This window comes from Halomonas sp. KX33721, assembly GCF_001596805.1.
Lineage (GTDB): Bacteria > Pseudomonadota > Gammaproteobacteria > Pseudomonadales > Halomonadaceae > Vreelandella > Vreelandella aquamarina.
Genome location: NZ_LVIA01000021.1, coordinates 1 through 24,395, shown reverse-complemented (window position 1 = coordinate 24,395; position 24,395 = coordinate 1). Strand labels below are relative to the sequence as shown.

Sequence of the window (24,395 nt, the reverse complement as noted above, 5' to 3'; positions counted from 1 at the left end):
TGGTGGGCGAAAGCGGCGGGGCTGCTTTCGTATTTGTTTATCTGCTTTGTATTGGACTCATTGGCTTGCCATTCTTGTTTCTGAGTGGCTTATCGGGCGGCGCGGCCAGAAGAATCCAGCAAGCACGATGTCTGAGCTGGCACGCCAAGCCAATAARTCCAGTATGTGGGCCGTGGTGGGTATTAGTGTGGGGCGTTTTTAATCCTGTCGTTCTATAGCGTGATCGGCGGCTGGTCGCTCTACTACACCCTTAACTCCGTAAGCGGCACCTTCAGCGGCCAAGACGCGACGGCATCGGGGCGCTGTTTAACGGTATGCTCAGCAACCCCGGGCTGCTCCTGCTTGGCCACTCTGCCTTTATGCTGTTGGTGATTGGTATTGTTGCCCGTGGTGTAACAAAAGGGCTGGAAGGCGCTGTACGCATCTTGATGCCGGTACTCGCGTTACTGCTGGTCGTGCTGATCGGTTATGGCATGTCGACCGGCCATTTCGGTGAAGCGCTGGCATATATGTTCAACCCGGACTGGAGCAAGCTAAGCGCAGAGACAGTCCTGGCCGCGTTAGGGCACGCCTTTTTCACCCTGTCGCTGGGTATGGGCATCATGATGGCGTATGGCTCTTACCTGGGCAAAGAGATCAACCTACTCCAAACCGCCCGCACAGTGATCATTATGGATACGGTGATCGCTCTCGGCGCAGGTCTTGCGATCTTCCCCATCGTGTTTGCGAACAACCTTGACCTAGCCTCAGGCCCTGGGCTGATCTTTGTTACGCTGCCCTTAGCATTTGGCAATATGGACGGTGGCTCTCTGCTGGGTTTGATGTTCTTCCTGCTACTCACTTTCGCAGCGCTGACCTCGGCCATTTCGCTGCTTGAGCCCGTGGTTGAGTTTATTGAAGAGCGCACGCCGCTGTCTCGCGTGATGGCGACCGTTGTTGCCGGGGTGGGCGCTTGGGCGCTGGGTATTGCCGCTCTGCTCTCCTTCAACGTGTGGAGCGAGCCGCTCATGTTCGGTATGGGCGTGTTCGACCTACTGGATACGCTGACCAGCAAAATCATGCTGCCGCTTACCGGCTTGGGTGCGATTCTCTTCGCTGCGTGGTGCTTAGAGCGCAAGAGTGTCGAGGCTGAGCTTGGGCTGTCAGCCACTGGCGTAAACGTATGGAACATCATCGCGCGCTATGTAGCGCCCGCAGGCGTCATCGCTGTCTTCGTCACAGGCTTACTCTAAGCCGTTACGGCCCCGCTAGCTGGCGGGGCTGTCTATCGCACGCTGTTGTTAGTGCAATTCGCTCTCTTGCGGTTCGTCATCGTCCGGCAAGGGAGCGATATCCCGCGACAATTTCTGAAACTCCCGATGCAGCTCGATCCCTCTGCGTGCCCTTAAGCTACGCTGGGCGGCGCTGCGCCGACGTTGGGCATGCTCATCGACCTCCATACTCATGAATATGTCGAGCAATTCGCTTTTTACCGAGGTCATTCGTTCGACGTTTCTCATAATCGACGCTCCTCCAGGTGAAGTTGCCTACGTCCACCTGCATCCGTGACGACTGATTTTTAAATGATGCAGTGCGGCACGTCACTTCTTACTATAACCTACTTGACAAAATGATGACGAATCTTGAAGAAAGGGGTTAACGCCCTTTAAACGGCAGCCATTACGGGTGATTACCGCTGCCCTCTTCGCGTCACTCAGGCATACTGTGGCCACCTAGGCTGCATAAGCACGATCGAGAATTTAAGGAGCTGAACGTGAGCCGCGCCCTGTTCGATGAAATGAGACGCCGCATGGAGCATTTCCGTCGCTCCGAACAAAAGGTAGCGCGGTTCGTGCTGCGTAACCCCGATGAAGTGATCCATATGCGGATCGTGGACCTTGCCACCGAGGCGAAGGTGAGCGAGCCTACCGTGGTGCGCTTCTGCCGCGCCCTTGGCTGCAACGGTTTCCAGGACTTCAAGCTTCAGCTCGCCCAGATGCTGGCCAGCGGTAGTCAGTTCGCCCAGTTCTCGATGAACGATAGCGACTCGGTGGCGGAGTTCTCTCACAGCATTTTTGACTCCACCGTCGGCACACTGCTGTCGGTACGCGATCGGCTCGATAACGAAGCGCTGGGGCGGGCCGTGAATGCGCTGGCCATGGCCAACCGGGTGGAGTTTTACGGCTTTGGTGCCTCTGGTGCCGTGGCCTTCGATGCCCAGCACAAGTTCTTCCGCCTGCAGATCTCGACCTCCGCCTACGCCGACCCTCACATGCAGAACATGTCGGCAGTGACACTGCAAGAGGGCGATGTGGTAGTGGCGATTTCACAAACCGGGCGCACCAAGGCGCTGGTGGCCAGCGTGCGCTTGGCCCGCGAAGCGGGCGCTACGGTGATTGGCCTGTGCCCCAGCGAGTCGCCGCTGGCCCATGAAGTGAGCCTACCGCTGTTTATCGATGTGCATGAAGATACCGAGATTTACACGCCGCTCAGCTCGCGCATCGCGCACTTGGTGCTGATCGACGTGCTGGCCGTTGGTGTCGCGAAAACCCGCGGCCCCAAACTCGCCGAGCAGCTTAAAGCGGTGAAAAAGAGCCTGACCACGCTGCGTTACCCAGACGACCACTAACGGCGGGCTAACGCGACGCACGCTGTATACCCAGCCAGTGGGCGGGCTGTGCTAAACTGGCCGCCCATTTTTCGAACCGGCAGCGGCTTATATGGACGACGTCACGGCGATACTCGATCAGCTCAACCCCGCCCAGCGAGAGGCCGTCAGTGCCCCCCAGGGCAACCTACTGGTACTGGCGGGCGCGGGCTCCGGTAAAACCCGCGTGCTGGTTCACCGCATTGCCTGGCTGATGCAGGCCGAGGGGCTGTCTCCTTATGCGCTGCTGGCGGTCACGTTTACCAACAAAGCGGCACGGGAAATGCGCACGCGCTTAGAAGCGCTGCTGGGTATTTCCATGCGCCACGTGTGGGTCGGCACCTTCCACTCCATTGCCCACCGGCTGCTACGCACCCACTGGCAAGACGCCCGCTTGCCCCAACACTTTCAAATCATTGACTCCGACGACCAGCTCCGGCTGATCAAACGGCTGCTCAAAGATTACTCGATCGATGACGAGCGCTTCCCGCCCCGCCAGGTGCAGGGGTTCATTTCTGGTTGCAAGGAAGAGAGCCTGCGACCCCATCAGGTGAACGTCAATGGCGATGCGTACCTCGCCCAGATGGTCGAGCTCTACGAGCGCTACCAGTTCACCTGCGAGCGAGGCGGGCTGGTGGATTTCGGTGAGCTGCTGCTGCGCAGCCTGGAGCTGTTGCGCGACAACCCGCCGCTGCTGAACCACTATCGCGAGCGCTTTGGCCATGTGCTGGTGGACGAGTTTCAGGATACCAACACCCTGCAGTACGCCTGGCTCAAACTGCTCACCGGCCAGCAGACCCCGATGACCGCCGTGGGCGATGACGACCAGTCCATTTACGGCTGGCGGGGCGCCAAGGTCGAGAACATTCGCCGCTTCGAAGAAGAGTTTCCCAATACCCATACCGTGCGCCTGGAGCAGAACTATCGCTCCACCAGCGCGATTCTGGAAGCGGCCAATACGCTGATCAGCCACAACAGCGAGCGCCTCGGCAAAAACCTATGGACCGATGGCGCCGAAGGCGAGCCTATCTCGGTGTATGCGGGGTTCAACGACCTCGAGGAAGCCCGCTATATCGTCGATACCATCAAGGAGAAGGTCAACGAAGGCTTCAACCGCCGGGACGTGGCCATCCTCTACCGCTCCAACGCCCAGTCGCGCCTGCTGGAAGAGACACTGATTCGCCAAGGCATGCCCTATCGTATCTACGGCGGCCACCGCTTTTATGAGCGGCTGGAAATCAAGAACGCCCTGGCCTACCTGCGCTTGCTGCTCAACCGTGATGACGATGCCTCCCTGGAGCGCGTCATCAACGTGCCTACCCGTGGCATCGGTACGCGCACCGTGGAAATCGTCCGCCATCACGCCCGGGAGCAGAGCGTATCGCTGTGGCAAGCGCTGCACGATGCAATCCAGGACGGCACCTTGAAAGGCCGCGCTGGCAACGCCGTGCAGGCCTTTACCAACCTGATCGAACAGCTGGACAACGACACGTCCGGGCTGCCGCTCCACGAGATCATCGACCACGTCACGGCACGCACCGGGCTGATCGAGCACCATCAAAGCGAGCGCGGTGAAAAAGGCCAGGCTCGGGTCGAGAACCTGGAAGAGCTGGTCAACGCGGCCCGGGCCTTTACCCATGGCGATGCCTTCGAGACCCCGGAAGCCGGAGAAGGCATGGCCGCGCTGGAAGCCTTCCTTTCGGAAGCCGCCCTCAACGCAGGCGACCATGAAGCCGAGGAGTTCGAGGACAGCGTGCAGCTGATGACGCTGCACTCGGCGAAAGGGCTAGAGTTTCCCGTGGTGTTTATCGCCGGTGTGGAGGAGGGGCTGTTCCCGCATAAGATGTCGGTGGAGGAGCCGGGGCGGCTCGAGGAGGAGCGTAGGCTTTGCTATGTAGGCGTTACCCGCGCCATGCAGAAGCTCTACCTGACCCACGCAGAAACCCGACGCCTGCACGGCAAAGAGGTGTTTCCACGCCCTTCGCGCTTTCTGCGCGAACTGCCGCCCCACCTGCTGGAAGAAGTGCGCCTAAGGGGCCATATCTCCCGCCCGGTAACCGCATCGCGGCAAAGCTTCGCCCAAACCAGTATCGAGAGCGACGGCGAGCTACCTGCGCTGCATGTCGGCCAGCGGGTCGAGCACCCGGTATTTGGTGAGGGGATTATTCTCAACGCCGAGGGCGAAGGTGCCCGTGCTCGCGTGCAGGTAAGCTTCGACGGTAACGGCGTGAAGTGGCTCGTGCTCGGGTTTGCCAAGCTTACGCCGCTTTAAAACCTATCGCCGTTTTAAAGCCTAAAAAGGGCAAGGGAAGACAGACACTTGTCCTATAAAAGCTGCTTAGCGCATACTGACGGGCGGACACTGCGCTCACTGCGCTTATAAAAAACAGCCTATAATTTCGGAGTCATGCCCGCCATGCAACGCCGCCAATTTTTGAAAACCGCCGGCCTGGGTGCCGCCGGTGTCGCTGCTGCCCCCTTTGTTTCTACCGCCAGCGCTAACGAAACCTACACCTGGGATATGGTCACCTCCTGGCCGAAAAACTTCCCCGCCCTGGGTACCGGTGCTAACGACTTTGCTCGTCGTGTGGAACAGCTCTCTAACGGCCGCATGCGCATTCGCGTTCACGGTGCAGGCGAGCTGGTACCGGCACTGGAAGTCTTTGATGCCGTCGCCGCTGGCACGGCTGAAATGGGTCACTCCGCGTCTTACTACTGGCGCGGTAAAGTCGCGGCTTCCCAGTTCTTCACCGCCGTGCCATTTGGCATGACCACCACTGAAATGAACGCCTGGCTGTACCACGGCGGTGGTCAAGAACTGTGGGATGAGATCTACTCCAACCACAACCTGAAGCCGTTTGCCGTGGGTAACACCGGCACACAGATGGCGGGCTGGTTCAAAAAAGAGATCAACTCCCTCGACGATATGCAGGGCCTGAAGCTGCGCCTGCCGGGTCTCGCCGGTGAAGCCATGAACGGCATCGGTGTGAGCACCGTGAACATGGCCGGTTCAGAAATCTTCACCTCGCTACAAACCGGTGCGCTAGACGCCGCTGACTGGGTGGGTCCGTATAACGACCTGGCCTTTGGCCTGCACCAAGTGGCAGACTACTACTACACGTCAGTGTGGAACGAGCCCTCTGCCGTCCTTGAAGGCACCATCAACCTGGATGCGTGGAATGCGCTGCCGGAAGACCTGCAGGACGTGATCCGCGAAGCGGCACGCGCTTCTAACCTAGCGATGATCAGCGAGCTTGCCTACCGCAACGCCCAGGCCCTGGAAACCCTGGTGGAAGAGCACGGTGTGCAGCTGCGCACCTTCCCGGAAGACGTGATGGCCGCGCTGTACGAGTCGTCTAAAGAGGCCATTCAGCGTCAGGTAGATAGCGACGAAGAGTCTCGCCGCGTTTACGAATCCTACTCGGCATTCCAGAAAGTGGTGCGCCCGTTTAGCGATGCGGGTGAGTACGCTTACCTGAAGAGCCGCGACAACGTAGGTGCATAACCTGTTCTCGGCTAATGACACTCGGCTAATGACAAAAGGGCGCCTCGGCGCCCTTTTTGCTGCTTTGTAGATAGAACAAGTGACAGAAAGCTTAGCCGTGTACGGCGCGAATACGCCCATTGTCGTCCAGCGCCACCATCACAAAGCGTGCTTCGGTGACTTTCTGGCGCTCTTCAATATGGCGGCCGTGGGGCGGGCGCACCCATACCTCTACATCAATTTTGATGGAGCTGTGGCCAATGTCTTGCACTTGAGTATACACGCTCACCATAGAGCCCACTCGCACAGGGCTGAGGAAATCCATCGCTTCAATGGCCACTGTGGCAGTACGCCCACCAGCTTCGCGCCCGGCGGCCAATTCCGCCGCTTGATCCATTTGATTGACTAGCCAGCCGCCAGGAATATCGCCATAGAGATTGGTATCTTGTCGAGAAGCCAGTAACTTTAAGGTGAGCTGCCCTTTTGGGGCGGGTACATCGTCCAAATCGGTGTCCAGCGGTGTCATAAGGTGGTCGCTTTGTAAGGTTATTGTTGTGATGTTACTCGGTGATACGGATGAGTGTCGTGTTGCTGCATCGCAACAGGCTGGCGATAGTTAATCATAAGAGGGGTGACGTTTGAAGGGCAATGGTTTGAAGCGCTATCGCTTGAGGTTTAACCAACACTACCGCCTCTGGTTGGCAGGCGGGCTGCTATTTTTTTGCGCCTGTGCTTGGGGGCAGCCAAGCCCTGTTGGGGGCACTTTAGGGGCGGTTGGCTCCGACACCATGGCGGGGCTAATGCTACGCTGGGGGGAAGCGTTACATCACCGCTACCCTGATATTACGCTGCAGTTCCAGGCGAGTGGTTCCGCCAGCGCACCGACCGCCTTGGTGGCGGGCACAACGCGCTTTGGGCCGATGTCGCGCCCGATGACCGAGAGCGAGCGCCAGCAGTTTATCGAACGTTACGGCTACCCCCCTCACGAGCTGAGCGTCGCTCGGGATGCCTTGTTGCTGGTGGTTCACCGTCATAACCCGCTGGCATCGCTAACCCGCAAGCAGGCCGATGCCATCTTTTCCACATCGCTGGACTGCGGAGGACCCCAACCCATTCGCCGCTGGGAAGACCTGCTGCCCGCAGATCAGTGGCCCTATGGAAAAATTGCCCTGCACGGCCGAAATTTAGCCTCGGGCACCCATAGGCTATTTCAGGAACAGGCGCTATGTAACGGCCAGTTTCGCCGCGATATTAGCGAACACCCCGGCTCTTCAGCGGTGATTGCCGCCGTAGGCGAATCTCCCAACGCCATGGGCTATGCGGGCTATAACCACTTAAATCCCATGGTACGCGCGCTACCGCTGATCAACGATAAAGGCACTGCCATTACCCCCAGCGTGGCGACAATTCAGGACGATACCTACCCGCTCTCGCGGGATCTCTACCTTTACGTTAACCTGCCGCCCGGTGAGAGACTGCCGCCCGCCGAGCAGGCGTTTCTTGAACTGATTTTCTCGGATGAAGGGCAACAAATTGTACAAGCCGCTGGCTTTGTGCCTCTGCCTCAGACCCAGCGCTCACCTCTACTGCTTGGCGACTAAACTGTCACTTAACTGTCATAAACATGACGTAGGGTATAAAGCTTCGGCCATGTACGTACTTTTTGCTACGGCACTCGTTTCTTTATGATGTCGACATGACTCCTCCACGGCTTCCTTTTTTGCGTCAGCCGCTGCGCCTTATCCACGACCGTATTGCGACCGGGCTAATCACCGCCGGTGGTATTGGTGTTCTGTTGGCTATCCTCGCCATTGGCGTGTTCCTTATTTGGGAAACACTGCCGCTGCTGGCGTTTGGTGACGCGTTTTCGCTCAGCACCTTATCACCGCTTGCCTGGGGTACTCTTAAAGCAGCCCTCGCCGCGATGCTGTTTGCCACGCCTATTGCGCTGGGTGCGGCCATGTATTCGGCGCTGTTTATGTCGACACGACTGCGCAGCCGGGTAAAACCTATTCTTGAGCTGATGGAAGCCATCCCCGGCGTGGTGGTGGGCTTTATTGCCGGGCTACTGCTAGCGCCGTGGGTAGAGCGTCACTTAGCCAGCACTTTGCTAGTGATCGTTTGGCTACCGCTTAGCGCCGCATTGGCAGGCGGGCTCTGGTATCTCGCCAACGCCCGCCTGCGCCAGTGGCTGCCGCTCTCTTGGGCAGGCGTCTGGCTGATGCCGTGGCTGGCCATCATGGTCACGCTGGCCTTATGGCTATCTCCGCTGATGGAGCAAGCGTGGTTCGGCGGCGATCTTCGCCGCCTGCTCGACCAACAGTACGGGCTGGACTACGCCACTCGCAACGCGCTAATTGTGGGGATTGCCATGGGGTTTGCGGTGATTCCCAGCATCTACTCGCTGGCAGAAGACGCCCTTGCCGATGTGCCCGCAAGTTTAATGGAGGGTGCCCAAGCACTGGGGGCCAGCCGCTGGCAGGCGCTGTGGAAGGTGGCGCTCCCCACAGCAGGGCCAGGGGTCTTTTCAGCGGTCATGATTGGTGCCGGGCGCGCCGTGGGCGAAACCATGATTGTGTTAATGGCCAGCGGCAACACCGCTCTCTTTAGCGCCAGCCCCTTTGAAGGGCTACGCTCGCTTTCTGCGTCTATTGCGATTGAGCTGCCGGAAGCTTCTCCCGGAGGCCTTACGTACCATCTACTAATTTTTGCCGCGCTATCCTTGTTTATCTTCACCTTTTTAGTCAATACGTTAGCGGAAGTGGTGCGTCAACGTCTGCGGCGGCGCTATCAGCGTTTAGGAGGTAAACTCTAATGCGCTGGTCATTTCGCCCATCTCGTATCAGCGCTATGGGTAGTCTGCTGTGGCCCTGGTTGTGCGCCGCTAGCGTTGCCTTGTCGCTGCTGATGCTCGCCACGCTGCTCACCCTGCTCGCCACGCGCGGACTTGGCCACTTTTGGCCCGCCGCGCTGGAAGAGGCCACCCTTCACTCAGGCGAAACGGTCATCGGCCAGCCGGTGCGAGAAACCCCTCTGCCTAACACAGCGGGCATAGAGCGGCTCTACTTTACCGGCAACCGAGATATCGACGGCGCAAGCTGGCGCTGGGTGGCCCTGGACGATATCGACACCGTCGCCGTGCCCGACGACCTCATCCGGTTAGAGCGCTCCCCCTGGGGCGACTTTATTGGCCGCCTGGAGGCCGTAGAGAGCGAAGGTCAGCATTTTGAGGATGACGCCGCCTGGGCGTTTGTCGCTCGAGCCCTGACACTGCCCGACAGCCAGCGCCCTAACGCACAACTCCAACTGACCGCCGCCAATGGGCACACCATTACCCAGCCGCTGTCGGGCGTCACGCTTTTTCAAGCGCCCAACGCCATGTCCTGGGGGCAGAAAGTCGTCGTCTGGAGTGAGCGCATTTGGCAATTCCTCAGCGAAGGCCCGCGTGCAGCCAATACCGGTGGCGGCGTTTGGCCCGCTATTTTCGGGACGGTGCTGATGGTGATCCTGATGTCGGTCATCGTGACACCGTTTGGCGTGCTGGCCGCCATTTATCTGAATGAAATCGCGCACCAGAACCGCCTAACCCGCTTAGTGCGCATCGGCGTGCGCAATCTCGCAGGGGTACCCTCAATTGTATACGGGGTATTTGGCTTAGGAGTGTTTGTTTACGGCATCGGTGGCTCCATCGACAGCTGGTTTTTTGAGGATGCGCTGCCCTCGCCCACCTTTGGAACCGGCGGCCTGCTCTGGGCATCGTTGACTCTGGCGCTGCTAACGCTGCCGGTCGTCATCGTAGCCACCGAAGAGGGGCTAGCGCGTATTCCCGACGCCCAGCGGGAAGGTGCAGTGGCGCTGGGTGCCACCCGTTTGGAGATGCTGACCCGCGTGGTACTGCCCATGGCCACCCCCGCGATGCTCACCGGTGTGATTTTGGCGGTAGCTCGAGCCGCAGGGGAAGTCGCCCCGCTGATGCTGGTGGGCGTGGCAAAACTGGCCCCGCAAATGCCCGTCGATGGCGAATTTCCCTATCTGCATCTAGAGCGCAAGTTTATGCACCTCGGCTATCATTTATTTGATACCGCTTTTCACGGTGAAGATGTCCAAGCCGCTATCCCACTGGTGTTTGCCACCGCTCTGCTGTTAGTGCTGATTGTGCTGGTGCTTAATCTAACTGCCATATTTCTGCGTCATTATTTAAGGCGTCAACGAGGGAACGAATGCTAGCGTTATCGTCCGCCAACCCAACTCAAGCACCGGTAACTCGATTTTCAGCCGAGACCTGCTGTTTGAGCATCAACCAGTTTCACCTCGCTTATGCGGGGAAAACGGCGTTGCGCGACCTAACGCTTGACGTGCCTCGCCATCGAGTCACCGCTTTCATCGGCCCGTCGGGCTGTGGCAAATCTACTTTGCTGCGTGCGATTAATCGGCTGCATGACCTGAATGAGTCGGTGACGCACCATGGGCAAATCCAGTTAGAAGGTCAGGACATCCACGCCCCGCAGATGAACGTTACCGAGCTGCGACGCCGTGTGGGCATGGTGTTTCAAACGCCCAACCCGTTTCCGATGTCGATCTATGAAAACGTGGCGTTTGGGCTGCGCCTGCAGGGGCGCCTGCCTAAGCGCAAACGCGACGATATTATCGAGTGGGCGCTCACCTCAGCCGCCCTGTGGGATGAGGTGAAAGATCGCCTGCACCGTTCTGCGTGGCAGTTATCCGGTGGGCAGCAGCAGCGCTTAGTGATTGCCCGCACGCTGGCCGTACAGCCCGATGTATTGCTATTGGATGAGCCTGCCTCGGCGCTCGACCCTATTTCTACGCTTAAAATTGAAGAGCTAATTCGTAACCTGAAATCCCAGCTCACGCTGGTACTGGTTACCCACAATATGCAGCAAGCCGCACGGGTATCCGACTACACGGCTTTTTTGCAGCAAGGTGAACTCGTTGAATACGGGCCAACGGATCAAGTGTTCACCAACCCGCGTTTACAACGCACTGAAAACTACATCACCGGCCGCATGACCTAGGCCCAACCGACGTTACGTCAGGAGTGCTCAATGGATATTACGAGCGATAGCCACAGCCAGCATATCTCTCGCCAGTTCAACCAGGAGCTGGAAGAGCTGAAAACCCACCTGATGGCCATGGGCGGTCTGGTGGAAAAACAGGTACAAGACGCCGTTCACGCCCTGTTGGAAGGCGACAGCCGTCTGGCCGAAAAAGTGCGTGACAACGACCGCCAAGTGAACGACCTGCAACTGCAGATTGATGATGAGTGTACTCGCGTCCTGGCCCGTCGCCAGCCGGCCGCCTCGGACCTTCGTCTGGTGCTGGCCGTTATTCGTGCCACCTCAGACCTTGAGCGGATTGGCGATGAGGCCAGCAAAATTGCCCGCAACGCCCTACTGCTGAGTGAAAACAGCGGCGGCATTCGTGGCCTGGTCGAAGTGCGTCACATCAGTGAACACGTGCGTAAAATGCTGCGCGATGCACTGACGGCTTTTGCCCGCTTCGATACCGAACTTGCCATGCAGGTTGTGCGTGAAGATGAGTCGGTGGATGACGAATACGGCAGCGCCATGCGCTCTCTAATGACCTTTATGATGGAAGACTCCCGCTCTATTAGCTCCGTCCTCAGCATCATGTGGGTACTGCGGGCACTAGAGCGTGTGGGCGACCACGCCAATAACCTGGCAGAGTACGTGGTCTACCTGGTGAAGGGCCTGGATATTCGCCACAGCGACCCCGACACCTTAGAGCAGAAGGTGCTTAAAAAGTCTTGACCTAGCAGGTAATTCCTCCTGCAATACGCCCAGATGACACATCTGGGCGTTTTTTATTTAAGGAGCAAGCATGGTGGATGCAATAACGGCGCTGAGCCAAGGCACACGTTTGGTGTACCAAAAAGGGCTGCGGCGCTACATTTTCCTGCCGATCCTGGTCAACCTCATCGTGTATGCCAGCATGCTAAGCTTGGTGCTCAACCGCTTTGATAGCTGGCTCGACAGTGCCATGACCATGGTCCCCAGCTGGTTGGAGTGGCTCTCTTGGCTTATCTGGCCGCTCTTCTTCGTTAGCCTCTTGGTGGTGATCTTTTTTACCTTCACCCTGGTGACACATCTGATTGCCGCGCCGTTTTACGGCTTTTTAGCCGCTAAAGTCGAGCGTCAGGCTACAGGACGGGAACCGTTGGATGATCGCGGGCTAGCTAAAACGGCCATCGATGCACTGGGTCGCGAACTGGTCAAGCTGGGCTATATTCTGCCGCGCATGGCGGCGCTGTTTATTCTCAGCTGGATACCAGGCCTCAATCTGTTGGCACCGATCTTGTGGGCACTGTTTTCCGCCTGGGTGATGGCCATCACTTACCTTGATTACCCGATGGATAACAACAAGGTCACGTTTCGCGATATGCGCAGCCGTCTTTCGCGCCGCTGGTGGCCCAGCCTCACCTTCGGCGGGCTGATCATGCTGGTCACCTGGATCCCGCTTGCCAATCTGTTTTTAATTCCTGGCGCCGTAGCGGGGGCGGTGCTGATGTGGGATGGTCACTACCGTGACACCCAAGATGTTGTCGCACGTCATTAGAACACACAGCCATACGCAAAAAACCCCGCCGGAGCGGGGTTTTTTGTGGAATTAATATCAACGCTTACCAACGAAGATCATCACCTTCATCACGGTTCAGCTCGCTAGCATCATAGCCAGCTTTACTGGTAGCCACGCTGTTGGAATCGCTGACGCTGCTTGAAGTGGAGTAGTCCAGCGTATCGCCTTCATTACGGGTCAAGTCACTAGCAGAGTACTGAGCCGGGCCTGACGTATTGTGCGAGTTAGGCTGCATCACATCGTGTCCTGCAGAGCGGTCTTTGTTGAGTTCAATGGATGTTTGGGCAAATGCCATCGGACTTGCTACCAAACCAAAAGCAACACCTAACACTGCAGCTTTTTTAGCTAACTCTTTGTCTTTGAAAAACATAAATTACTACTCCTTTAACATTGAGCCAGTCGACGTAGGGTGGAAACCAATTAAGCGACTACGACTAATGGCTAACTTTACATCTTGTCAAGGCATCCAGAATGCCAAAAATACCACATAAATTAAATATCTGTTAAAAAACATAAACTTATTCACTTTCAATTGCGCGCAATATAAAGCTGCAAAATCATTACCCATACAAATATACTGTATAATAATGGCACATGCGTCGGATAAGTGACGCAAATTGACTCACTTGCCTTGCTGCCCAACCGCTTCATTATCCCCGCCAAGAGGGCAGCCATGCCATTCGCTGGGGTTTATGTGTTAGGCATAAAAAATTAGACCCCGCAGGGCGGGGTCTTGAGAACTCTTACTTTTACACGATACTTACATCTGGCTTCCAATCCTTTTGCGGGGATCCAACCTTGGAATTTACCCTGACCAGTGTATTGATCGCTTTTGATTCACTCCTTGAATCATTGAGAATCCTTGCGATGAGACATCCTTGCCTCTCTAGTTGCTCACTCCTTAAGCGTAAGAGTTTTTTACAGCTTTGCAAAGAAATATTACTCGTTACATACCACTATTTTCTTCTGGGAGTTCTTCGGTGCTGTCATAGGTAGCATCCGAGTCATCACTCATGGAGTTTGGTTCCATGTCGCTGGCGTTATCACCCTCGTCATGGGTTAAATCTGTCTTGTCATGATCAGACGGCATAGCTGAGTCATTAGACTGAGCTTCGACCGGCTGCTCATCTGGAGAAATGTTGTCTGCCGGATCTGCAGGCTCTTGAGCAAATGTCAGTGGGCTTGCTACCAGACCAAACGCTACACCTAAAATACCAGCTTTCTTGAGTAGTTCCTTGGACATCATATTCCGCCTCCTCGATCGCTGTGAAATACCGCTATTTAAGGAAGAGTGACATCTTGTCTTACCAGTTCCTGCAGTAATCTTCCTTGACAAGTATGTAGCAGCCTATATGCCAAAAACTCTCAATAGAAATAAAATCTATTTATATACAGACACTTATAAAAACAACCACTATGCCGATTAACCCTCTAGCACTGGCTTAAGTAGATGATTAGTTGGCTACATATGACACATGCGCGGTGTTTGACCATGCTTGCATGCCAATATGGCACACTTATACATAAGTTATGCAAGCCAAGACGGAGAGTGGTATGACACAGTGTTAGCTGTTAACGACACGGGAGGGTGGGAAAACACAGCGGAACAACGCCCCCTCACCGGGTAACGACTCCACTTGAAGCTGTGCATCATGGCGCAGTAGAACGTGTTTAACAATGGCAAGGCCAAGACCAGTACCGCCAGTGGCGGTACTGCGGCCCTTATCAACGCGGTAGAAGCGTTCGGTGAGACGCGGAATATGCACCGGATCGATCCCTTCACCGTCGTCGTCCACTTCAATGCAGGCACTGCCATTGGACAGAGCCACCCAGCGGAGCGTGATTTGACTTCCCTCCGGCGTATAGCGCACTGCGTTGAATGCTAGGTTTGAGATGGCGCTGCGTAGTTCTTGCTCGCTGCCCACCAGGCGCGCCTCGCACTCCAACGCCACCTGAACGCTATGCTGCTGGTTCGAGAGCGCCAGCGCATCCCGGCGAATGCTCTCAAGCATCGACCCAACCTCAAGCGGCTGATGATCTTCGCCGCCTCGGTCAATCTCCAGGCGTGACAAAAGCAGTAGATCATTCACCAAGCTCTGCATACGCTTGGTCTGCTCTTCCATCTGACCAATGCCTTTACTCAGGCGCGGTGGCAGCATCTCTTTAAGATCGCCATAGGTTTCCAGATAGCCGGAAAGAACGGTGAGTGGGGTGCGCAGCTCATGGGAAACGTTAGCGACGAAGTCGCGGCGCATCTGCTCTAGGCGATGCAAGCGGGTAATATCCCGCGCCATAACCAAGCGCTCGTCATCACCATAGAGCGTGATTTGATACTGCAGAATGCGACGCTCATCAATGGGCGAGGTGAGCGTGAGCGGCTCGCTGTACTCACGGGCATTAAAGTAGCTGATGAAACGCGGGTCGCGCAGCAGATTAGTAATGTGCTGACCGCGGTCATGGGCGGTTTGCAGGCCTAGCATGTCGGTGGCGGCACTGTTCCACCACTCTAAATCACCGTGGCGATCCAGCATCACGACGCTATCACGCATCGCTTCCGAGGATTCTTGAATACGCGCGAGGGTTGCTCGCAGCCGGCTTTGGGTAATGCGCTGGCTTTTTTGGTAACGGTAAAGGCGATCGAATAGCTCGCCCCACATGCCAGTTGCCGCAGGAGGCTCATCGTGCGGGTTGAGCGTTAGCCACTTGAACAGCGCCCTAAGCTGGCGGAGTTGATACACCAAACAGAGCGTTAGACCCGCGGCTAACCCGAAACCGGGGTAACCTAGCAGCCATCCCAGGCACATCCCTAGGAAAGCCAGCCAGATAATTCGCCACAGTTCACGGCTCCACAGACGCACGATTACACCCGAGCAGAGAAACGATACCCAGTGCCCCGCACTGTTTGAATCAGATTCTGATGCGCTTCACCTAGCGCTTTGCGCAACCGGCGAATATGCACATCCACCGTGCGCTCTTCTACATACACATTGCCGCCCCACACCTGATCAAGTAGCTGGCTACGGGTATAGGCGCGCTCTTGGTGAGTCATAAAGAATTGCAGTAAGCGGTACTCGGTAGGGCCCATCTCCAGCGCTTTGCCATGGGCGCTGACGCGATGGCTCACTGGGTCCAGTAGCAATCCATTGATTTCGATGGGGTCTTCCACACCGCGCGGGGTCGCCCGGCGCAGCACGGCTTTAAGACGAGCCACCAACTCGCGGGGGGAAAACGGCTTGGTGATGTAGTCATCCGCCCCCGCCTCCAGGCCCTGAATTTTATTATCCTCTTCGCCTTTGGCGGTCAGCATAATAATTGGCAGCTCAGCGGTGGCCTCTTCGCGCTTGAGACGACGGGCCAGCTCGATGCCGCTGGTGCCCGGCATCATCCAGTCCAGCAGCAGCAGGTCGGGCTGGTGGTCAACGACCATCGCATGGGCATCCTGGGCGTTGTCCGCTTCAAGCACGCGATAGTCAGCCATTTCCAGCGCCACAGCGATCATCTCGCGAATGGGTGCCTCGTCATCGACAATCAGTACGGTCTTGGCGGTCATCCAGGGCCTCACGGTGTTCTATGAAAACTCGTTTATACAAAACAGTTCAATGACATGTCTGTGACGATGACACCATGACTTAATGACAATTCTATGACACCCAGCATAATTAGCCAGCTGCAGGCCACCAGCTCAGAACAATTCCGGCAAATACCAAGAGCCCTGACCAGTGGTTATTCAGAAACGCCTGGAAGCAGCGGTCGCGGTCACAGTGAAAAATTAACCGCTGCTGATGAGCAAACGTCGCTGCCATGCCTACCAAGCCCAGCCAGAAAAAACCGCCTAACCCAACCCGCAACCCCACCCAGGTAAGCAACGCCAGCGTAGCAAGCTGCAGCAGGCCAATGATGAAACGGTCGGCGCTGCCAAACAGCACCGCGGTGGATTTAATGCCGATTTTCAGATCATCGTCACGATCCACCATGGCGTATTGGGTATCGTAAGCCACCGTCCACAGCAGGTTAGCGCTAAATAGCAGCCAGCCTTCCAGCGGCACATGCCCCAGTACCGCGCCAAACGCCATTGGGATCGCCCAGGAGAAAGCCGCCCCGAGCACCACCTGGGGAAAGTGTGTGTAGCGTTTCATAAACGGATAAATAAATGCCAGCAGCACACCCCCAAGCGAGAGCAGCACGGTAAACCAGTTGGTCAGCAGCACTAAAATAAAGGCGGCGGCCACCAGCGCCACAAATAGCAGCTGCGCTTCGGTTTCGCTGATCCGACCGGTGGCCAGTGGCCGCTGCTTGGTACGCTTTACATGGCCATCGAAGTGGCGGTCGGCGTAGTCGTTCACCACGCAGCCTGCGGCGCGCATCACATATACCCCGGCAATAAAAATCAGCAGTACATCGCGGCCTGGCACGCCCTCTGACGCGACCCACAGCGCCCACAGCGTTGGCCACATCAGCAGCCAAGTGCCAATGGGTCGGTCCAAGCGCATTAACTGTAAGAAATCTGCCAAACGGGCCCACCCGGTCGGGCGCAACAGAGAACGGTCCATGCTCATGCTTACCTCGTCAAAAAAGCTGCTGCGTTAGCCTAGCGCGACGGAAGGCCCAGCGCATCCGCCATGGTAGATAAAAAATACTCCTGAACCAGTAACGAAAGCCCACCATGTTCAAAGACAGAGCGCCGCCCCCATAAGCTATTGGCCGATAGCCCCGGCTGCTGGTGGGTAAAACGTGGCGGCGTCACCGTGGCTTCAAGCGGCCCGCGTACCAAGTCGGGCTGCTGAAATAGCCAGCTGCCTAACGAGCGCTCGCCCAACTTCCCCAAACCTTTTCCCTGTAGCTGGTGAAGCGGGGCCACCGAACGCGCTACCACCCACGGCGTTTCATCAACACACAGCGCCACCTCGCGCAGCCACGCGTAACGGCGAGGCGCGATGCCTAGGGCCAAGGCTTCATCGCGCTGGGGCAGGCCAATGGTTTGGCGCAGCAAGCGCACCCGAAATGTTCCCGGCTCGCCTGCTGCCATGAGGCGCGCGGTTAAGGAATCCGTGGACGCTACCCACTGCCACCAAGGCGCACTCATGGCTGGCTGAGCGGCTGCCACGGGCAGCCACTGAGGGAAGAGCGAAAACGCAGGAGTGGATAACACAGGGGCGGTCACCTAGGCCTCCAAGGCGGTCAATTCAGAGCGGGCTAGTGTAACATGGTGGCTTTACAGGCTTTTGTTCCACCGACGTTTGGTGACGGTATGCCCGACTCACACACGACATCTTCCAGAACACCTCACCACCACGCCGCGCTGGTGATTGTGGGCACCGGCATGGCAGGCGTTGGCCTCGCTCGCGCGCTGCGACGCCAAGGGGATACGCGCACAATCACGCTGGTCAGCGCTGACAGCGGTGATGATTACAGCAAACCGCTGCTGTCGACAGGCTTCGCCAAGCGCTTGAGCCCTGACAAGCTCGCCCAGCGCAGCGCTGAAGCGCTCGCCGATGAATTAAACGCACAGATCGTTACCCACACCCTCGTCACGCAACTGGATGTGGATAACCACGTACTGCAACTCAGCAGCGGAGCAACGCTTGGCTACGATGAGCTAGTGCTCGCCACCGGCGCGGCCCCTCGCACGCCGTTTCGCATACCGAGCGAGCTGGCCGAGCGCTGTTTTACCGTCAACGACTTGGATGACTACCGCCGCCTACACGGAGCACTCAACCAGCCTACTCGCATCGCGATTATTGGCGCCGGATTAGTCGGCTGTGAATTCGCCAACGACCTACACGCAGGTGGACACCAAGTCACTGTGATTGCACCAGAGAGCGCCCCTTTGCCGCGCCTACTCCCTGAGCGGCTGGGTAGCGCACTGGCCGATACGTTTCAAGAGGCTGGTATTCGTTTAGCGCTTGGACGCACCTTAGAGACATTATCCCAAGATGCAGACAACGCTTTGACGCTGCAACTCGACAATGGCGAGCGCCATACGGTAGATATCATCCTATTCGCGACCGGTTTGGCACCTCGCACGCAGCTTGCTGAAGCGGCAGGGCTGAGCGTCAGCCCCAGCGGCATTCAGGTTGACCGGCAGCTACGCACCAACCAGCCGCATATTTATGCGTTGGGTGATGCCGCGTGTATTGATGGGGTGAACGCCATGTATGTGCAGCCGCTGCAAGCAAGCGTCAAAGCCCTGGCAGCTACCCTTGGCGGCACCCCAACGTCTGTTAGCTTCGGCGCTTGGCCAGTCGTGGTGAAAACCCCGCTGCTACCCGTGGTGGCCTACCCACCCACTCAGCCCCCAGAGCGCTGGCGGATTGAGGGCGACGGCAATGATTTCACCGCGTTAGCGGAAAATAAAGACGGACATTTGATTGGTTTTGCGTTGACAGGCGGCTGCGTGAGAAGGAAAGTGGAGCTTTCCAGAGCTGCCCCAGGCCTGCTAGGCTGATTTTCGCCGCATTCACGACTAGGCTAAAGAAGCGCTGCCTGCTGGGTAGGCTACCAACAACATTGATGTTTGTTTTCCACAAGGGAGATTCCTTTATGCGCAAACCTGAACTCGCTGCAGCCATCGCTGAAAGTGCTGACCTTTCCAAAGACAAAGCTGGCCAAGTCCTCAATGTCATCCTGGACGAAATCACCAACAGCGTTGCCAAAGGTGAAGATGTAGCGCTGATCGGTTTTGGTACGTTTACCGTTCGCGAGCGCGCTGCCCGTACCGGTAAAAACCCGCAAACCGGCGCTCCACTGCAGATCCCGGCCAGCAAAAACGTCGCGTTTAAGCCAGGCAAAGCGCTCAAGGACGCCGTTTCCTAATGAAGCTTTCGCTGACGCTGTGGCTACTGGGCTTTATGCTCAAGCGAGCCCTGCGCCGCAAGCCGCGCTTTCGTGAGCAGCTTGAACGCATGCGCGGCCTCGACTGGGGTGTCGCTACGGAAGACTTAAGCACCGCCCGCTACTACCGGATGGCGCCTAACGGCATCTCCACCGGCAAGGGGTTGCCCGTCGATCTAGACCTTGAGCTGCGCTTTCGCGACCAAGACGCGGCGCTGCGCATTCTCAAGAAGCCTACCCAGCAGGCGTTTCTGGACGGCATGGTGGCAGGAGACGTCCGCCTCGTCGGCGACTCCTCCGATATGAACAAGCTGCAAAAATTGTTGAAGTATTTGTAGCGCCATACGCCCAGCCGCAGGCAACCTGCTCCCCGCAGCCAAACGCTGCGGGGTTTTTCGTTAACGGCACACCATAGCCACGTACCGGCATACTATTTATACTAAAGTCTAACAACAGCAAACTCACAAGAGCCTCTATGCCCCTCTCCCTTTCCCTGCGCCGCCTTTGGACCCTAGATAAGTTCGCCTACAGCCTGCGGGTGTTTATCGCCTTCAGCGGGGCGCTGCTGTTTAGCGGGCTGGCGGGGGATGTGGCGCTGGTGATTCCGCTGTTTCTGGGCATTATTGCCAGCGCTCTCTCAGAGACCGACGATAGCTGGCAAGGGCGTTTGCAGGCGTTGGTGGTCACGCTGCTCTGCTTTGCCTCGGCGTCGTTCGTGGTGCAGTGGCTGTTTCCGTGGCCGTGGCTATTTGCAGCGGGCTTGGCGGTATCCACCTTCACGCTGATTATGTTGGGAGCGATTGGCCAGCGTTACGCGACCATTGCCTCCGGCACGCTGATTCTTTCGATCTACTCCATGATCAATATCGAGCAGCATGGCGGCGTGGATGAAGACGTCGCCGCCCGCCAGCTGCTACTGTTGGCCGGTGCCGCCTGGTACGGCGCAATTTCCGTAGTGTGGTGTGCATTGTTCTCTCGCCAGCCGGTGAAACAGAGCATGGCACGGGTCTACAAAGCCCTAGGTGAGTTCTTGATTTTGAAATCGGCGCTGTTTGAGCCGGTACGGGGCGTTGATGTAGAGGCCCGCCGCGTGGCGCTCGCTCGCCAGAACGGCAAGGTAGTGGATGCTCTTAACCAAGCAAAAGAGATGATCTTTCGCCGCCTGGAAGGCCAGCGCGGCAGCCGTAAGCTCAACCGCTACCTGCAAATTTACTTTATCGCCCAGGATATCCACGAGCGGGCAAGCTCCACCCACTACCCTTACAGCGCACTTACTGACGCCTTTTTTCATCACGACGTACTGTTTCGCTGCCAGCGGCTGCTGGACCAGCAGGGCCGCGCCTGCCGCCAGCTAGCCAAGTCGCTGCTGCTCAACCGCCCTTTCAGCCACGAGCAGAGCGAGCAGGCGCTGGCCGACCTGCGCGCCTCGATCGATAATCTGAGCGAGCGCGGAAAGCCCGAATGGCGGCCACTGATACGCCCGCTGAATGCGTTAGCGGACAACCTCTCCACGCTAGAAGCTCAGATTGCCAGCGTCCACAACCCGGACACCGGCAGCGAACGCCGGGACAGCGCGCTTTATGACCGCTCGCCCTCTAGCCTGCTGGAAGCCTGGAAACGGGTGCGGCTGAACTTTACGCTGGGTTCGCCCACCTTTCGCCACGCGGTGCGCCTAACCACCGCGCTAGTGGCGGGCTATGGGCTGCTGCAGTGGCTCGACCCCCAGCAAGGGTTCTGGATTTTGCTGACCACGCTGTTCGTATGTCGACCTAACTTCGCCACCACCCGGCGCTTTCTCTCCCAGCGGATTCTGGGCACGGTGCTTGGGCTGATTGCAGGCTGGGCGTCTATCAGCCTGTTCCCCCAGCCACTTATCCAGAGCATGATTGCCGTGGCGGCGGGCGTATCGTTCTTTGCCAATCGTGAAAAGCATTACGTGATCGCCACGGCCTCGATCACCCTGCTGGTGCTGTGCAGTTTCAATCAGGTGGGGGATGGCTTCGACCTGATCTGGCCGCGGCTGTTTGATACGTTGATCGGCTCGCTGATTGCGGGACTGGCGGTATTTTTCATTCTGCCGGATTGGCAGAGCCGCCGCCTCTACCGTGAGGCCGCCAAGGTGCTGACCAACCACCGCCGCTACTTGGACGAAATCGTCCACCAGTACGAAGAGGGCAAGCAGGACGACCTAGCTTACCGCTTGGCGCGGCGCAATGCGCACAACGCGGATGCGGCGCTCTCGACCCTGCTTACCAACATGCTCCACGAGCCGGGGCACTATCGTAAGCAGGATGCTGATAACGGGCTGCGCTTTTTGGTGCTTTCCAACACGCTGTTAAGCCACCTCTCCGCGCTGGGTGCCCACCGCCATCGGCTGGCAGAAGATGAGGACGATGCCGCTTTTGTGCCGCTTGCCAAGCGAATTAGCGCCCTGTTAGAGCAACTGGCCGAGCAGCTGGATAAACGCCTACCCGTGGAGCCGCTGACCGCGCCTGCCAACGAGCTGCTGAGTCAGTTAGAGGAGCAAAGCGGCACAGCGGAAGAGAAGGCCGTCACGCTCTATCGCCCCATCCAAAGCCAGCTGCGCCTAATTGCCAGCCAGCTTGGCCCGCTGAGCGATGCCGCCAACCGCTTAACAAGCCCCAGCGCCGAAAAGCTCCACGAACCTAACGCAGCGGCTTAGCACCGCGCGCATACCCACGCCCTGCCGCTACACCTGCCCATAGCGGCCTGCCGCTTCACCCAGCCAGCGGCGCACCAACACGGCCGTCACCTCGGCGTTGCCCTGCAACGCCTGGGCCAGGGCGGTCACCCGCTCTAGCTGATCGGCATCGCGCTCTAGATCGGCAATCTTCATTTGAGCAAGGCCGGTTTGGCGAGTGCCCAACACCTCGCCAGGGCCTCGAATCTCCAGGTCTTTTTCGGCAATGCGGAAGCCGTCGGTGGTTTCCCGCATCACGCCGAGCCGTTCCCGGGAGCTTTTGGAGAGCGGCGGGTGATAAAGCAGCACGCAGAAGCTTTCGGTGCTGCCGCGTCCTACCCGACCGCGCAGCTGGTGAAGTTGCGACAGCCCCAAGCGTTCAGGGTTTTCGATGATCATCAGGCTGGCGTTAGGCACATCTACGCCCACCTCAATCACCGTGGTGGCCACCAGTAGATCTAGCTCGCCGGTCTTGAAGGCATCCATTACCTCGGCCTTTTCCGCAGCTTTCATGCGCCCATGAATCAGCCCAACGGCTAATTCCGGCAGCGCTTGGGTCAGCTCATCACGCGTTACCTCGGCGGCCTGACATTGGAGCACCTCGGATTCCTCAATCAGCGTGCACACCCAATACGCTTGGCGACCGTCACTGCAGGCGTTGCGGATGCGCTCGACCACCTCGGGGCGACGCTCGTCCGACACCACCACGGTTTTCACCGGCGTGCGCCCTGGCGGCAGCTCGTCGATCACCGACACATCCAGATCCGCGTAGGCGCTCATGGCCAGCGTGCGGGGAATCGGCGTGGCGGTCATGATCAGCTGATGGGGGGTTAACCCACCCGCTTCGCCCTTTTCACGCAGGGCGAGGCGTTGGTGAACGCCAAAGCGGTGCTGCTCATCGATAATCGCCAGCCCCAGGCACTGGAAGTGCACATCACCTTGAAACAGCGCGTGGGTGCCCACCACCATGCGAGCCCGGCCGTCGGCAATGGCGGCTTTGGCATCCAACCGAGCCTTGCCCTTCAGCTTGCCCGCCAGCCACGCGACTTCGATGCCCAGCGGCTCAAACCATGCCTTGAACGAACGATAGTGCTGCTCAGCGAGGATTTCCGTCGGTGCCATCATGGCCGCTTGGCAATTGCCCGCCAGCGCCGATAGCGCCGCCATGGCGGCCACCACGGTTTTGCCGGAGCCCACATCCCCCTGCACCAGCCGCAGCATGGGTGCAGGGCGTGCTAGGTCGAGGGCGATCTCTTCCAGCACCCGGCGCTGGGCACCGGTGAGCGCAAACGGTAGCTGCGCCAGAAAGCGCGTTTGCAGGCTGCGCCCGGAAGGCAGCTCTGGCGCGCCGTCTGCCTGAATACGCAGGCGCACTTCCCGCAGGCTAAGCTGATGGGCCAGCAGCTCTTCCAAGGCGAGCCGCCGCGTGGCGGGATGAAGGCCGTGGGCAAGCTGCTCTAAATCCACATCCGGCGGCGGCTGGTGCAGTAACTGCAAGCTGGCGTGCAGCCCCGGCAGCTGGAAGCGCTGGCGCAGCGCATCGGGAATCACATCGGGCAGCGTTTCGGGGGCTTGCTCTAGCAGGCGCAACGCTTGCTGGGTCAGCGCTCGCAGGCGGGTTTGGTGAAGCCCCTCGGTGGTGGGGTAAATCGGCGTGTAGTACTCCTCGACCGGCGTTTCGCTACCGCCGCTAAGCCGATACTCGGGATGATAAATCTCCAGCCCCGTGGCGCCCGCCCGCGCTTCGCCAAACGCCCGAACGGTCACGCCGGGGCGAAGCTGCTGCTGTTGGGCTGGCGAGAAGTGAAAAAAGCGCAGGCTTAAAATGCCGCTACCGTCGCGAAGGCGAATCAGCAGGCTGCGCCGCCGCCCCTTAACGATATCGCTGGCGGTGACTTCGCCCTCTACTACCGCTTCATGGCCCGCCCGCAGCAGGCCAATGGGGGTGAGTCGCGTACGGTCCTGGTAACGCAGCGGCAAGTGGAACAACAGGTCGCTGATGCGTTCCACGCCGAGCCGGGCGAGCTTAATCGCCAGCGCTTCCCCCACGCCCTTCAGCGCCGTGACCGGTGCAGACAGCTCACTCATGAGGGAGCATTCTTCTTATGCACCGGCTGCTGGCACTGGCTAATCGCCTT

General features: G+C 58.1%; 22 protein-coding genes and 1 pseudogene. 14 read left to right on the top strand and 9 right to left on the bottom strand.

What is annotated here, in order from left to right; translation table 11 throughout:
- Nucleotides 1-2: 2 nt before the first annotated feature.
- Nucleotides 3-1,232, top strand: a pseudogene (locus A3220_RS09225) (sodium-dependent transporter).
- A 48-nt stretch (nucleotides 1,233-1,280) separates the two neighbouring features.
- On the opposite strand, the gene A3220_RS09220 reads toward A3220_RS09225, so the two are convergent.
- Complete coding sequence (locus tag A3220_RS09220; protein ID WP_062374507.1) at nucleotides 1,281-1,499, bottom strand: PA3496 family putative envelope integrity protein; 219 nt, start codon at nucleotides 1,497-1,499, stop codon at nucleotides 1,281-1,283.
- Between the two features lie 254 nt (nucleotides 1,500-1,753).
- On the opposite strand from A3220_RS09220, the gene hexR reads away from it, so the two are divergent.
- The 3 genes from hexR (at nucleotide 1,754) to A3220_RS09205 (ending at nucleotide 6,131) form a co-directional block, all read left to right on the top strand.
- Entirely contained in the window at nucleotides 1,754-2,608 is an 855-nt protein-coding gene (gene hexR / locus A3220_RS09215; protein ID WP_044629315.1) for a transcriptional regulator HexR, read from the top strand.
- A 91-nt stretch (nucleotides 2,609-2,699) separates the two neighbouring features.
- On the top strand, nucleotides 2,700-4,898 hold the full coding sequence (uvrD, locus tag A3220_RS09210) for a DNA helicase II (protein WP_062374505.1): 2,199 nt from the start codon (nucleotides 2,700-2,702) through the stop codon (nucleotides 4,896-4,898).
- A gap of 144 nt (nucleotides 4,899-5,042) precedes the next feature.
- Complete coding sequence (locus A3220_RS09205) at nucleotides 5,043-6,131, top strand: TRAP transporter substrate-binding protein (protein WP_062374504.1); 1,089 nt, start codon at nucleotides 5,043-5,045, stop codon at nucleotides 6,129-6,131.
- A gap of 91 nt (nucleotides 6,132-6,222) precedes the next feature.
- On the opposite strand, the gene A3220_RS09200 is transcribed toward A3220_RS09205, so the two are convergent.
- On the bottom strand, nucleotides 6,223-6,636 hold the full coding sequence (locus A3220_RS09200) for an acyl-CoA thioesterase (protein ID WP_058577681.1): 414 nt from the start codon (nucleotides 6,634-6,636) through the stop codon (nucleotides 6,223-6,225).
- Nucleotides 6,637-6,808: 172 nt separating this feature from the next.
- Here A3220_RS09200 and A3220_RS09195 point away from each other — a divergent pair, with 172 nt between their 5' ends.
- The 6 genes from A3220_RS09195 (at nucleotide 6,809) to cysZ (ending at nucleotide 12,704) form a co-directional block, all read left to right on the top strand.
- Entirely contained in the window at nucleotides 6,809-7,711 is a 903-nt protein-coding gene (locus A3220_RS09195) for a PstS family phosphate ABC transporter substrate-binding protein (RefSeq protein ID WP_232068302.1), read from the top strand.
- A gap of 95 nt (nucleotides 7,712-7,806) precedes the next feature.
- Nucleotides 7,807-8,925 (top strand): ABC transporter permease subunit, encoded by a 1,119-nt coding sequence (locus A3220_RS09190; RefSeq protein ID WP_044629311.1) that lies wholly within the window; start codon nucleotides 7,807-7,809, stop codon nucleotides 8,923-8,925.
- On the top strand, nucleotides 8,925-10,337 hold the full coding sequence (gene pstA / locus A3220_RS09185) for a phosphate ABC transporter permease PstA (protein WP_062374500.1): 1,413 nt from the start codon (nucleotides 8,925-8,927) through the stop codon (nucleotides 10,335-10,337). The genes A3220_RS09190 and pstA overlap by 1 nt, the downstream gene beginning before the upstream one ends.
- Nucleotides 10,331-11,143, top strand: a complete 813-nt coding sequence (gene pstB, locus A3220_RS09180; protein ID WP_054644914.1) for a phosphate ABC transporter ATP-binding protein PstB — start codon at nucleotides 10,331-10,333, stop codon at nucleotides 11,141-11,143. The genes pstA and pstB overlap by 7 nt, the downstream gene beginning before the upstream one ends.
- Nucleotides 11,144-11,173: 30 nt before the next feature.
- A complete protein-coding gene (phoU, locus tag A3220_RS09175; RefSeq protein ID WP_044629308.1) occupies nucleotides 11,174-11,899 on the top strand; it encodes a phosphate signaling complex protein PhoU in 726 nt (241 codons plus the stop codon).
- A 70-nt stretch (nucleotides 11,900-11,969) separates the two neighbouring features.
- Nucleotides 11,970-12,704, top strand: coding sequence for a sulfate transporter CysZ (gene cysZ, locus A3220_RS09170; protein WP_062374498.1), 735 nt, complete (start codon nucleotides 11,970-11,972; stop codon nucleotides 12,702-12,704).
- A gap of 64 nt (nucleotides 12,705-12,768) precedes the next feature.
- On the opposite strand, the gene A3220_RS09165 is transcribed toward cysZ, so the two are convergent.
- The 6 genes from A3220_RS09165 to A3220_RS09140 all read right to left on the bottom strand — a co-directional run bounded on the left by A3220_RS09165 (nucleotide 12,769) and on the right by A3220_RS09140 (nucleotide 17,886).
- Nucleotides 12,769-13,095 (bottom strand): hypothetical protein, encoded by a 327-nt coding sequence (locus A3220_RS09165; protein ID WP_044629306.1) that lies wholly within the window; start codon nucleotides 13,093-13,095, stop codon nucleotides 12,769-12,771.
- 576 nt (nucleotides 13,096-13,671) lie between these two features.
- The gene (locus A3220_RS09160; protein ID WP_044629305.1) at nucleotides 13,672-13,971 is read right to left on the bottom strand and encodes a hypothetical protein; all 300 of its coding nucleotides are present in this window, start codon (nucleotides 13,969-13,971) and stop codon (nucleotides 13,672-13,674) included.
- A 319-nt stretch (nucleotides 13,972-14,290) separates the two neighbouring features.
- Nucleotides 14,291-15,583 (bottom strand): phosphate regulon sensor histidine kinase PhoR, encoded by a 1,293-nt coding sequence (gene phoR, locus A3220_RS09155; RefSeq protein WP_054640736.1) that lies wholly within the window; start codon nucleotides 15,581-15,583, stop codon nucleotides 14,291-14,293.
- A gap of 2 nt (nucleotides 15,584-15,585) precedes the next feature.
- The gene (phoB, locus tag A3220_RS09150) at nucleotides 15,586-16,275 is read right to left on the bottom strand and encodes a phosphate regulon transcriptional regulator PhoB (protein ID WP_054640735.1); all 690 of its coding nucleotides are present in this window, start codon (nucleotides 16,273-16,275) and stop codon (nucleotides 15,586-15,588) included.
- 109 nt (nucleotides 16,276-16,384) lie between these two features.
- Nucleotides 16,385-17,275 carry a 4-hydroxybenzoate octaprenyltransferase gene (gene ubiA / locus A3220_RS09145; RefSeq protein ID WP_062374510.1) on the bottom strand — a complete coding sequence of 297 codons (891 nt, stop codon included), beginning with the start codon at nucleotides 17,273-17,275 and terminating at the stop codon, nucleotides 16,385-16,387.
- 38 nt (nucleotides 17,276-17,313) lie between these two features.
- Complete coding sequence (locus tag A3220_RS09140) at nucleotides 17,314-17,886, bottom strand: chorismate lyase (protein ID WP_062374497.1); 573 nt, start codon at nucleotides 17,884-17,886, stop codon at nucleotides 17,314-17,316.
- Between the two features lie 87 nt (nucleotides 17,887-17,973).
- Here A3220_RS09140 and A3220_RS09135 point away from each other — a divergent pair, with 87 nt between their 5' ends.
- From A3220_RS09135 to yccS, 4 genes are all read left to right on the top strand, one after another.
- Nucleotides 17,974-19,170: an FAD-dependent oxidoreductase gene (locus A3220_RS09135; RefSeq protein ID WP_062374509.1), complete on the top strand. Its 1,197-nt coding sequence runs from the start codon at nucleotides 17,974-17,976 to the stop codon at nucleotides 19,168-19,170.
- A gap of 95 nt (nucleotides 19,171-19,265) precedes the next feature.
- Nucleotides 19,266-19,538 (top strand): HU family DNA-binding protein, encoded by a 273-nt coding sequence (locus A3220_RS09130; RefSeq protein ID WP_018918476.1) that lies wholly within the window; start codon nucleotides 19,266-19,268, stop codon nucleotides 19,536-19,538.
- A complete protein-coding gene (locus A3220_RS09125) occupies nucleotides 19,538-19,894 on the top strand; it encodes a hypothetical protein (RefSeq protein ID WP_062374495.1) in 357 nt (118 codons plus the stop codon). Before A3220_RS09130 ends, A3220_RS09125 begins: the two co-directional genes overlap by 1 nt.
- A 137-nt stretch (nucleotides 19,895-20,031) precedes the next feature.
- Complete coding sequence (gene yccS, locus A3220_RS09120; protein WP_062374493.1) at nucleotides 20,032-22,239, top strand: YccS family putative transporter; 2,208 nt, start codon at nucleotides 20,032-20,034, stop codon at nucleotides 22,237-22,239.
- Between the two features lie 27 nt (nucleotides 22,240-22,266).
- Here yccS and recG read toward each other — a convergent pair whose 3' ends face one another.
- Nucleotides 22,267-24,345: an ATP-dependent DNA helicase RecG gene (gene recG / locus A3220_RS09115; protein WP_062374492.1), complete on the bottom strand. Its 2,079-nt coding sequence runs from the start codon at nucleotides 24,343-24,345 to the stop codon at nucleotides 22,267-22,269.
- Between the last annotated feature and the right edge of the window lie 50 nt (nucleotides 24,346-24,395).